Annotated in this window: 10 protein-coding genes; 5 read left to right on the top strand and 5 right to left on the bottom strand. The window is 45.0% G+C overall.

Going from position 1 to position 11,800, the window contains the following annotated elements:
- Positions 1-76: 76 nt before the first annotated feature.
- A complete protein-coding gene (locus tag X939_RS0113730; RefSeq protein WP_025763853.1) occupies positions 77-1,561 on the bottom strand; it encodes a glycine--tRNA ligase in 1,485 nt (494 codons plus the stop codon).
- Positions 1,562-1,759: 198 nt separating this feature from the next.
- Here X939_RS0113730 and X939_RS0113735 point away from each other — a divergent pair, with 198 nt between their 5' ends.
- A complete protein-coding gene (locus X939_RS0113735; protein WP_025763854.1) occupies positions 1,760-2,737 on the top strand; it encodes a ComEA family DNA-binding protein in 978 nt (325 codons plus the stop codon).
- A 5-nt stretch (positions 2,738-2,742) separates the two neighbouring features.
- Here X939_RS0113735 and X939_RS0113740 read toward each other — a convergent pair whose 3' ends face one another.
- Genes X939_RS0113740 through X939_RS0113750 form a run of 3 tightly spaced genes read right to left on the bottom strand, consistent with a single transcriptional unit; the run spans position 2,743 to position 5,294 of the window.
- Positions 2,743-3,732 carry a potassium channel family protein gene (locus tag X939_RS0113740; RefSeq protein ID WP_025763855.1) on the bottom strand — a complete coding sequence of 330 codons (990 nt, stop codon included), beginning with the start codon at positions 3,730-3,732 and terminating at the stop codon, positions 2,743-2,745.
- A 3-nt stretch (positions 3,733-3,735) separates the two neighbouring features.
- Positions 3,736-4,518 (bottom strand): 3'(2'),5'-bisphosphate nucleotidase CysQ, encoded by a 783-nt coding sequence (gene cysQ, locus X939_RS0113745; protein ID WP_044199416.1) that lies wholly within the window; start codon positions 4,516-4,518, stop codon positions 3,736-3,738.
- A gap of 56 nt (positions 4,519-4,574) precedes the next feature.
- Positions 4,575-5,294: an LOG family protein gene (locus X939_RS0113750; RefSeq protein ID WP_229236064.1), complete on the bottom strand. Its 720-nt coding sequence runs from the start codon at positions 5,292-5,294 to the stop codon at positions 4,575-4,577.
- Positions 5,295-5,474: 180 nt separating this feature from the next.
- On the opposite strand from X939_RS0113750, the gene rpiB reads away from it, so the two are divergent.
- Positions 5,475-5,906 (top strand): ribose 5-phosphate isomerase B, encoded by a 432-nt coding sequence (rpiB, locus tag X939_RS0113755; RefSeq protein WP_025763859.1) that lies wholly within the window; start codon positions 5,475-5,477, stop codon positions 5,904-5,906.
- Positions 5,907-5,910: 4 nt separating this feature from the next.
- Here rpiB and X939_RS0113760 read toward each other — a convergent pair whose 3' ends face one another.
- Positions 5,911-7,332: a hypothetical protein gene (locus X939_RS0113760; protein WP_025763860.1), complete on the bottom strand. Its 1,422-nt coding sequence runs from the start codon at positions 7,330-7,332 to the stop codon at positions 5,911-5,913.
- A 157-nt stretch (positions 7,333-7,489) separates the two neighbouring features.
- Here X939_RS0113760 and rbfA point away from each other — a divergent pair, with 157 nt between their 5' ends.
- From rbfA to X939_RS0113775, 3 genes are read left to right on the top strand one after another with little or no spacing between them, the layout of a single operon-like run.
- Positions 7,490-7,885 (top strand): 30S ribosome-binding factor RbfA, encoded by a 396-nt coding sequence (rbfA, locus tag X939_RS0113765; RefSeq protein ID WP_025763861.1) that lies wholly within the window; start codon positions 7,490-7,492, stop codon positions 7,883-7,885.
- A gap of 15 nt (positions 7,886-7,900) precedes the next feature.
- Entirely contained in the window at positions 7,901-9,130 is a 1,230-nt protein-coding gene (locus tag X939_RS0113770) for an FtsX-like permease family protein (RefSeq protein ID WP_025763862.1), read from the top strand.
- A gap of 57 nt (positions 9,131-9,187) precedes the next feature.
- A complete protein-coding gene (locus X939_RS0113775) occupies positions 9,188-11,776 on the top strand; it encodes a M1 family metallopeptidase (protein ID WP_025763864.1) in 2,589 nt (862 codons plus the stop codon).
- Positions 11,777-11,800: the final 24 nt, after the last annotated feature.

Genomic DNA, 11,800 nt, shown 5'->3' on the forward strand with positions numbered 1-11,800 from the left:
GTAAGATAGCCCCGGATAAGAAAAACAGCCTCTTTTGTCATGGCAAAAGAGGCTGCTCCTGGTTCCTTTTCCTTGATCAAATCACCTCCAGAATGCGCTCCATAGCTACCTCATGGCCTATTTTGGTTTTAAGGTCAGAAATAGCGATTCGCTCCTGCTCCATACTGTCACGATGGCGAATGGTGACAGTATTATCTTCCATCGTTTGGTAATCAATCACAATACAGTAAGGTGTTCCAATCAAATCCTGACGGGTATAGCGCTTGCCAATTGCGGCACCATCGTCATATGTCGTCCTGAAAGATGACTTCAAGGAAGCAGCAACCTCCTGAGCCTTTTCGGCCAATCCATCCTTTTTCACCAATGGAAGCACAGCCGCTTTAAAAGGTGCCAAGGCTGGATGAAGCTTTAAATAGGTGCGCTGCTTAGCTTGATCACCTTCACCTACCTTCTCTACCGTATAGGCATTGCAAAAAGTTGCTAAGAATAAGCGGTCAGCCCCCACAGAAGTTTCTACTACATAAGGAATATAATTTCCATACGGCTTTCCATTCTCATCTAACTCGGCATCAAAATATTGTTGCTTTTTACGACTTAACTCCTGGTGATTGCGTAGATCGAAGTCGGTCCGGGAATGTATCCCTTCCATTTCACGAAAGCCGAAGGGGAATTTATATTCTATATCCACTGCAGCATTGGCATAATGCGCCAATTTATCGTGGTCATGAAATTTCAAACTTTCGGCCGGAAGGCCCAGAGCTATATGAAATTTCATCCGAGCCTCTTTCCAGGCATTATACCAGGTCATTTCGGTACCAGGGCGTACGAAAAATTGCATTTCCATTTGCTCAAACTCGCGCATACGGAAGGTAAACTGCCGGGCTACTATTTCATTCCTGAAGGCCTTGCCAATCTGAGCAATCCCAAATGGGACCTTCATTCTACCACTTTTTTGAACATTTAAAAAGTTTACAAATATCCCCTGTGCCGTTTCGGGGCGGAGATAAATGGTTGATGAATCTTCGGCAACTGATCCTACCTGGGTGCTAAACATCAGGTTGAATTGGCGAACTTCTGTCCAGTTTAGCGTCCCCGACACCGCACACTTGATATCCTGAGATATAATAAGCTCGCGAACCCCAGCAAGATCCTCTGCACTTAGCAACCGTCCCATTTCGGTCAGGAGTGACTGAGCCTTCTCTTCTTCTCCTGCTGCGGCAAGTTCTTCTGCTTTAGCTTCCAGAAGCTGATCGGCGCGATATCGCTTTTTGGAATCCTTATTGTCAATCATAGGGTCGCTGAAGCCATCGACATGGCCCGAAGCCTTCCAGGTAAGGGGATGCATAAAGATGGCCGCATCGATCCCAACGATGTTATCATGTAATTGGGTCATCGCCTTCCACCAGGCAGCCTTCAGGTTATTTTTCAGCTCTACGCCATTCTGGCCATAATCGTATACTGCCTGAAGGCCGTCGTAGATTTCCGAAGAAGGAAACACAAAACCATATTCTTTAGCATGCCCCACAATATCTTGTAGGGAAGTAGCAGGTGCCTGATCCATTATATTCGTTTATATCTATTAAAAAATTACTTCGCAATTTGATCCCCTCGCTGGGGAACGGGCAAAATTAGGAAATTTGATGGCAAAGGTGGAAGATGTACTGTTTTTTTGTAAATTAATGTTGCTGTAGTCGTCAAGTAGCGTGCCTGTCCCTCCCCGACCGCTGAATTTTATTCCGTTTTATTTAAATATCAGGCCATGTTCAGAGGGATCATCAACGAGCTAAAGGATTTTTTTGGCCTCACTCCTAAACAGGCCAGGGCCACGGTTTATACGATTTTTGTGATGATTCTCCTGGCAATTACCCCGATACTGTTCAACCGTTTTCTACTACCCCTGTTACCCATTGATGATCCGACTCTGGAGCCGGAAAGACTGGATAGCCTGGCCTCAAGAATTGAAGACGAACTAAACAAAGCCGATAAAGCTGATCAGAAGGTTGACGGGACCTTCCCCCAATCGCCCCATCGCCGTCCCATTCGACGTTTCACTTTCAATCCTAATTTGGCGTCCATAACGGATTTTGAAGACCTGGGCATTCCTGGTTTCCTTGCGAAGCGGATTGATAACTACAGACAAAAAGGTGGGAAATTCAGACGCAAAACAGACTTATTACAAATTTACGACTTCCCTTCAGCTTTATTCGAGGAGTTAGAACCCTATATTATACTCACTCCAGAAGTCAAAAATGAGCGAGCTGATAATAATAAAGAAAAAAGCTCAAATGCAGACCCACCCAAGAGCAGCATCAATAGCTTCAGCAGTAGCAAATCGATAGGGCATTTCGACATAAATTCTGCAGACAGTAGTCAATTGCTACCGCTCAAGGGCATAGGAAACAAGCTTGCCCAGCGAATCCTCAAATTCAGAGACGCTCTCGGTGGGTTTTATAGTAAGAAGCAGTACTCCGAAATCTATGGACTGGATTCGCTTACCTTACAAGAGTTGAGCCGCCATACAGATATTACATCACCCACCCAGAAAATCTCCATCAACACGGCGACAGTCGAACGCCTCACGTCCCATCCTTATTTAAGGAATAAGAAACTTGCCTCTGTAATCGTAAATTACCGCAATCAACATGGTCCCTACCACTCGGCAGAAGACCTTATGAAAATAAAAGTGCTGGATACTACCAGCCTGGAGAAAATCCTACCTTATATCTCATTTGAATAAACGAGTCAGGCTTGGGAGTTAAGCAATTTCTTCGCTTCGTCAAGCTGAATTTTAGTTCCCATTACAATCATACTTTCGCCCGAAGCAGTACAGTATTCCGGACCGGGATTTCGCAAATAGCTGCCTTCCTTCTGTTTGATTCCCAAAATGGTGCAACCCGTTGCCTGCCATAAATTCAGTTCCTTGAGCTGGGTGGACAAAGCTATTGGAATTTCGGTAATCTGAAAATTCTCGTTATGCTGCGTACTCATCAAGGTAATGAATTCCTGAACATCGGGAATAAGTACCAGGGTAGCCATATGAGCACCGCTGATCTTATCGGGCATAATGACATTATTTGCACCCGCAATTTTCAGCTTACTAACACTTTGATCATAGGATGCCCTGCTGATAATCAGTAACTCTGGGTTTAGCTGCCGGGCCGTGAGCACAACAAATAAGTTAGCGGAATCTTCTGGAAGTGATACTATTAAGGCTTTGGCTTTCAGGATGCCCGCTTCCAGCAGCACCTCATCACGAGTAGCATCCCCATGGATCATAATATCGCCCGGGAAAGGAGCAATACCGGGTACTTTTTCAATCACCACAAATGGTATGTCACTGTTCCTTAACACGGCACTGGATTCCCGGCCATTCCGGCCAAAACCACATACAACTACATGATCTTCCATTCTCATCAGACTTTTAAACTGTTTATATCGTCTATACTCTTTGGTCCACTCCCCATCGGCAATGAGTCGGGTTACGAAAGTAAGGTAGTAAGCTACTAATCCAATGCTGGTAATGATGAGCACGATAGTAAACAGTCGCCCCGCCGGACTCAGCTCCTGAACCTCTCCATAACCAACGGTGCTAACCGTAATTACAGTCATAAATAAGGAATCGATCCAGCTATAGCCATCGATCAAAACATATCCGATGGTCCCCAACAAGGTAAGTACCGCCAGGTATAGCAGTGGGAAAAGAAATTTACGAATGAGTACCCATCTATTCATAGGTTAATAAGGAGATAGGCCATTGTTTTCTGGAGTCGCCAAACATAAAAAGCTTTCATTTTGCAGACTTTCTTTGTTATAAAGAAAGGACCGACCATCAGGGCGAGTCAGACTGCCACCGCTATAATTAATTATGGCATGACCTGCGGCGGTATCCCACTCCATGGTGGGTCCCTGCCGATAATATATCTGAGCCTTTCCCTCAGCAATGAGGCCAAATTTTACCGCACTTCCTACTGTTTTCCGATCAACAACCGGATACCCTCTCAAAAAAACCTCCTCTTCGGGCAGTGCATGAGATCGGCTGCACAGGGCCGTCCAACCCGTGGGCAAAGACCTTACCTGAAGTTTTTGGGGGACTTCCCCTTCCAACCATTTCCAAGCCCCATATTCGGCGCTTGCCAGATAAGTTGTTTGAGTAACGGGCACATGAATCACCCCCAACTGAGGATAACCATCCTCTATAAGGGCTACGTTGACGGTGAACTCACCATTTCTATTAACGAACTCCCTGGTTCCGTCGAGCGGGTCCACGCACCAATAACGCTGCCAACCCTTTCTTTCTGAAAAGGGAATATCCCTCCCCTCTTCCGATAGAACGGGAATATGTGGATGTAATTTCAAGAGCCCTTCCGTCAGTACTCCATGGGCGACCCTATCGGCCAGAGTAAGGGGTGAAGCGTCGGCCTTCCAGGCAACTTGGTTAGCCAGCGCTTTATCATCATAAATTTCCATGATCCGCCGGCCTGCCAGGGCTGTCAAGTGAGCAATTTCAACAATATTCATGTACAAAGTTGAGGAAGATGGTCAGGTTAAACTTCAGGTCACATTCGAATCATGTGTTAAAAATTGGGTTTTAAAAGATATTTCGAATAAAAATCATCGATAACCTTCACCACTTCGTCGGGGGTATCAACCAGGTTTATGAGCTTCATATCCTCCGGACTGATATTCTTTTCTACAAGCATTACCTGTTTAATCCAGTCCAACAATCCCGACCAGTAGCTAGTCCCTACCAGAACGATAGGAAAACGGCCAATTTTCTTGGTTTGAATCAGAGTCATCGCCTCAAAAAGCTCATCGAGCGTGCCAAACCCTCCCGGCATGACGATAAACCCCTGGGAATATTTCACAAACATCACCTTTCTTACAAAGAAAAAATCGAAATTGATATTCTTATCTACATCAATATAGATATTACTTTGCTGCTCAAATGGTAATTTAATGTTTAAACCCACTGACTTTCCACCCTGTTCGAAGGCTCCTTTGTTTCCAGCCTCCATAATTCCTGGTCCACCACCTGTAATGACTCCATACCCATGACGAACCAATTTGGCGGCAATTTCTTCGGCCATTTTATAATGGGGATTGTCTGGCAGGGTTCGTGCAGACCCAAAGATGGACACGCAAGGGCCTATTTTGGCTAAACGATCGAAGCCTGCAACAAATTCTGACATCACCTTGAAAATTACCCATGAATCTGCGCTTTTGATTTCACTCCAATTTCGATCTGCAAATGCCTCCTTTATGCGTATTTCATCTTCTTTGACGGCCGGATTCATCAAAGACAAATCCGTGGCGTCTTCTTCATTAGTATGATTTAATTCTTCATTCATAATTTTATGTTTTTCAGTTTGTTTCCGAATTGATATTACCTTTGTATTTGAATAATTGGGCCTAATATCCAAGGATATTATCCAATATACAAAAACGGTAAGACAGCTACAATTAACAAAAAAGAAATGAGAAAAATTGCAATTGGGTCCGACCATGCCGGATTTCCATATAAGGAACCTATCATAAACTGGCTTACGTCCAAGGGTTATCAGGTGAATGATTATGGGACTTACAGTGCCGATTCGGCCGACTACGCAGATTTCGCCCACCCTGTGGCCGCTGCAGTGGAAACGGGCGAATATGAAAAGGGCATATTACTCTGTGGAAGCGGCCAGGGTGTATGTATTACTGCCAACAAACACCAAGGCATCCGGGCTTCCCTGGTATGGGACCCTGAAATTGCTGCCCTTTCACGCCAGCATAATGACGCCAATGTGATCTGTTTCCCTGTTCGGTTTATTGGACTGGAAACGGCACTGGAGAGTCTTGGTCTGTTTTTGGAGACTTCATTCGAAGGAGGAAGACATCAAAAGCGGGTAGAGAAAATTTCTTGCTAAAGGGCTACTGAGCGGTAGAGTCTTTCTTATAGATTCCCTTCCAGGCACTCAATTGAAACTGTTCTTTGAGTGCCGGAACACGCTCCAGCAGCTTCGGCATAATTCCTGATTTGTCAATAACATAATCGGGAGGATCCTTTTGAAAGTGATCATAAACCTGAATGACGTTTTCGAAATCGTCCAGGTTACTTAAGTATGGGCTGGCTAAATCCCAATTTAAATAAGGGGTGGCCGAATAATTTTTGAGGTACTCCCCTTCATGAGGGCCTAGTACCAGGATCTTCTGTCGTTGAATTTCGGCTGGCAATATAGCCTCTTTAGTCTGTAGATTCTCGAGGCGCCCCAGGGATAAGCCCGGTATCACTCCTAGCATTCCTTGCAGCTGAATGAGCACGATGACTGCTCCCATGGACATAAACAGTAGTTCATCAACATAATTTCTCTTCTTAAAGCTTTGGAAATAATAGCTGGCAAAAAATGCCAGAGGTGGTATAAAAATCACAAACTGCATGGGTGCCAGATACTGCATGAGAGGGACAGTAGCCAGGGCAGTTAAAAACCATAAGGCGAAGGACTGTTGTACGCGGGTTTGAAAATTGACAAAACGCATGGAAGTAGAAATCCTCAAAAAACCGAGAATCCCAAATAGAAAGGGTAAAAATATAGAAGCGAAGAGGGTAAAGAAATCATTTAGATTATATTGTTTTACCTGAAAGACGGAGGTTAGCAAATTTCGATTCAAAGCTTCCAGACTATCGGTCATATAAAAATAGAGGACTACCATAAGTAAGGGGAAAGCTCCGCCGAAGAAACCTAATAAATGATGACGAAAGTTAGCGCCCGTATAAAAAAGGAAGACTAAAAAACCCCAGATCATAAATACACAAGCAGGCAGGTAAAATAAGGTAGCGATGCCGATATATAGTCCCACTTCGAAAACCTGGACATTTACTTCCCGTCGTAATAATATCTGCACCAGCGTTCCAAAGGCAAATAAGAGAAACGTATTGGCCATGAGCATGGGAGAGAGAGTGCCCAGATCGAAAGATATATTCAGAAATATGGCATACACAGCCCCAGGAATAAAGGACCTGACCGTCAGTATATCCTTGGAACGAATCAGGTAATTAAAATATAAGAGTTGGATAATCGAGATCAGCAAGGCGGCAAGCTGATAAGCCCACTGCCCCCTTCCGAATAGGGTATCGATGAGCCAGTAGACCATGCCCGAAAGCGGACTGATATTATCCCACACGTCCCGGTAAAGCATAAAACCATGCCCCATCTGCTCTCCTACCAACATCCAACTCAGTTCGGGAACCAGCAAAGGAGCGTCACCGAGTAATAAAGGAAGTCGCAAAAGCAGGAAAAATACAACCAGACTGACAGATTGATAGCGGGCGTTAACTCTAAAAAAACTAAGCAAAAGACGCGGGCGTTATGAGTCCGAAATGAATAACTTTCACGAAATTACGATTTCAAGCCCCACAAAAACAAAATAAGTATGGATATTTGCAGTTATTTTAAATATAACCCCATTTGAGCTACCGCTCTGGAAAAGTTATAAAATTGAAACGCATCAGATGGAATCGAAAAGACAACAAAAGGTAGGAAGACAGATACAAAAAGACTTAGGTGAGATTTTTCAGAAAGATGCTCCACACCTTTCTTCTGGCTCATTTATTACCATTACGGCAGTGCGGGTGACACCCGACTTGGGAATTGCACGTGCCTATTTGAGCTTTCTTCCCGACAAGAATAAAGCAGAAATTCTAAAAAATATTCAGCAGAACACGAAATTTCTGAGACAGAAATTAGGCGATCGGGTTCGCCATCAACTACGGATTGTCCCCCATTTACAGTTTTATCTGGACGATACGGCAGAATATGCCTCGAAAATGGATCAGCTATTTTCCGATCTGGTGATCCCACCTGCTCCCCCTGAAGAAGACGAAGATCAGGATTCTACCCAGTCATAAAAGGCATATTCCCCGATGAACCTTCCATTCCGCATTGCATATCGGTACTTCATATCCCGACATAAACGGAGCTTTATTAGTTTAATTGCGCGGATTGCCATGGTTGGCGTGGCCGTGGGTACTATGGCCTTGGTGGTGGTACTCTCGGTGTTTAACGGTATGGAGGAACTGAATCGTAGTATTTTTAAAACCTTCGACGCAGATATCACCGTTACGCCGCAGAAAGGGAAAAGATTTACCATTAGCGATTCCCTGATGACTAAGGTTAAGTCTGTGCAAGGGGTGCACCTAGTGACTCAGGTAATTCAAGATAATGCTCTGGCACGTTATGGCGACCAACAAAGCATCGTCCGTCTTAAAGGAGTAGATAGTAGTTATATTCAGCGGAACCAACTCGACAGCGCACTGATTGAGGGCAAGCTCCGTCTTTATGGTAATCAGGGAACCCCTTTTGCCATTATATCTGAGGGGGTTCGTAGTGCGCTTTCTATATCACTGCAGGATATCATCATCCCATTGGAACTTTGGTACCCAAAAACGGGCGGAAGTACCATCAACCCCACCGCAACGGATGCCTTTAGGGAGATTCACGTTCGGCCCGGAGCCGTATTTTTTATAGAAACACGTTATGACGACTATGTAATTGTCCCTCTGGAAATTGCGGAGAATCTGCTCCAGTACCAGCAGGAGCGTACCGCCCTGGAGATACAACTTGTGCCGGGATCAGATGCAGAAGCGGTGAGCCGGGCATTGAGTAAGCAACTGGGAGAAACCTTCCTGGTGCGGGATAGAGACGCAATGAATGCCGATCTGCTACGCGCTATTGGGATCGAAAAGCTTTTTGTTACCATTACCCTCTCTTTTATTATTCTGGTTGCTGGCATCAATATTTTCTTTTCTCTGAGCATGTTGGCTATTGAGAAGAAAAAGGATATCGCCATGCTCTATGCCTTAGGGGCTACACAGCGTATGGTCAGAAGGATATTCCTTTTTGAAGGAGCCATTGTCGCTTTTAGCGGTGCGACGGTAGGCATTATCGCTGGAGTGGCGCTTTGCCTTGCTCAACAGCGCTTCGGCTTGGTTTCTATGGGAATGGTTTCCTCGCTGGTCGACGCTTATCCAGTTAAATTAATTGCCAAGGATATATTGGTATCGGCTAGCATCATCGTTCTGATCACACTGTTGGTCTCATATATACCGGCAAAAAGAGCATCACTGTCCACGGAAATATCGCGACAGGCATAAATTCAAATTTGTATAGCATTGAATAATTTTATCCAAATACCCAATCGAGTGGCGAACATGACCCTGAACATTTTTAAATTCGACAATCGTTTAGCACTATTCTTTAATTTCATATGGCTGGCAGTAGCCCCCCTGATGGGTTCTGCCTCAGCTATACCCGACAGCACTTTTAGGAAAGTCGCGGGCATGGTCAGCCCTGCCGGACCCTATCGGCCTGAGCGTCCTATGCCGCACCAACTTATTTATACCCGGCTCGACTTACAGCTTGATTGGCAACGGCAGCGGGTTCCAGGATCGGCCGTACTGGCATTTCGACCTCATTTCTACCCACAAAATATTCTGGAACTGGATGCAAAAGGATTTGATATTAAGTCTGTAGTCCTACTAGAAGACCGCAGCAATCTGGGTGATTTAAGTAAAAAGGAACTGGACAAGAGAAAGACAAAAAAGTTAAGCTACCAATACGACAACAGAAAGCTTACCATTCAGTTAGGCGCCAGTTATACGCGCAAAGACACCCTGGCTATCAGGATAGACTATGTGGCTAAGCCCAATGAACTTTCTAGGGACCAACCGGGAGATCACCCCACCGACAAAGGACTTTACTTCATCAATGCAGATGGTATGGACGAAGGAAAACCCCGGCAAGTATGGACCCAGGGGGAAACAGAGGCCAATTCGTGCTGGTTTCCAACCATAGACGCTCCTAACCAGAAATTCACCCACGACATACTGCTCACCGTGGAGGATAATTTCAAAACTCTCTCCAATGGGTTACTCATTCACTCTGAGCAGGAAAAAGAGGGTATGCGCACTGACCATTGGCGACAATCGATACCACATGCTCCTTACCTGGCGATGATTGCCGTGGGCGATTTCGCAGTGGCGAAAGATTATATGCCGAATGGCATGGAGCTGAGCTATTATGTGGAGCCAAAATATGCCGATGATGCTCACGCCATATTCGGTAGAACTCCAGCCATGATCGCCTTCTTCTCTAATATATTTGGCGTGGCCTTTCCCTGGGAAAAATATGCGCAAATTGCCGTCCGGGATTTTGTAGCCGGTGCGATGGAAAATACCACCGCCACTGTTCATGAAGAAAGCGTACAAAACGATACCCGGTCACTTGTAGATGGAAACTCCGACGCTGTAATAGCTCATGAGCTTGCCCACCACTGGTTTGGCGACTATGTTACGGCTGAAGAATGGGGACAACTCCCACTTAACGAGGCATTTGCTAACTATGCTGAATATCTCTGGGCGGAGTATAAAGACGGACTGGACGAAGCCGACTGGGTGAATCTACAAGAAACCAAACAATACCTGGCTGAGTCGGAGACTAAAAAGGTACCTTTGATTCGGTACTTCTACAAGAATAACGATGACATGTTTGATAGTCATTCCTATGCCAAGGGAGGAAGAATCTTGCATATGCTAAGACGCCAGGTAGGTGACGACGCCTTTTTTGCTTCTCTAAGAGATTATCTGAAAAATAATGCCCTTGGTAAGGCTGAGATTGCTCAATTAAGAATTTCATTTGAAAAAATTACGGGTCAGGATCTAAACTGGTTTTTCGACCAATGGTTCTTTAGACCAGGCCACCCGATTTTGGATATTAAACAAGAGTATTCACTTGCCGACAAGCAACTCAAACTAACCATCCAACAACAGCAAGACACTTTGGCTTCCACGGTATACCGTCTGCCCGTGCCCGTAGATATATGGGTGGGAGGAAAAAAAACACGCCACCAGATTGTAATCGACCAAGCCAAACAAACCTTTACTTTTCCCGCTACGGAAAAACCTAACCTCGTCCTTTTCGATCCCGAATCCAGCCTGCTCGCATCCATAGAACACGGCAAGGATCGACAGGAAATGAAATTTCAATATAATAATGCTGAACGTTTTTTGCCAAAGTATCTGGCCATAGCACAATTGGAAGGCCAACTTGCCGATAGTACGGTACGAAACGTGCTCATTAAGGCGATGAATGACCCATTCTGGAAAATAAGACAGATGGCTATTGCCAATTTTGCGGAATATGCGGGAGAAAATTTCGCAGCCATAGAAAAAACGATTCAAATGCGGGCTCGGGAAGACGCCCATCCACAGGTGCGTGCGGAAGCAATAATCACCTTAGCTACCTACGGCGACAATAATAGTGATAAGATTTTCAAGGAAGCCTTGGCCGATACTTCTTATCAGGTAGTATCAATAGCTTTAGATAAATATTTACTAAACCGTCCGGATGATGCTGAGCAAATTGCCCTGCAGTTTGAAAGCTCTCCCAATGACGCTGTCGTTACCTCGGTCGGGAATTACTATGCTGGACAAGCTCAACCGGAGCGCTACGAATGGTTTTTAGAAAAAATGAAAAGAATGAAACCTACGGAGAAATATAATTTTCTACAGGTTTTTGGAAAATATCTTATCAAATCTAAGGCCGACGTGCAGCGTCGTAGCATTCCCGTCTTGGAGAGTCTGGCAAGAAATAATCCAGCCTACTTCGTCCGGTTTGGTGCTTACCAGGCCCTGGGTCTACTGACCGACATTTCGGGTGTCACGGCCTTAAGGAAAGATATACGCGCCAAAGAAACGGAGCCCAAACTTAAGGAAATGTATGATCAGTTTAGTTCATTTTAAAAGAGGAGCCCTGGGGCTCCTCTT

It is taken from the genome of Dyadobacter tibetensis Y620-1, from assembly GCF_000566685.1.
In the GTDB taxonomy this organism is placed as follows: Bacteria; Bacteroidota; Bacteroidia; order Cytophagales; family Spirosomataceae; genus Dyadobacter; species Dyadobacter tibetensis.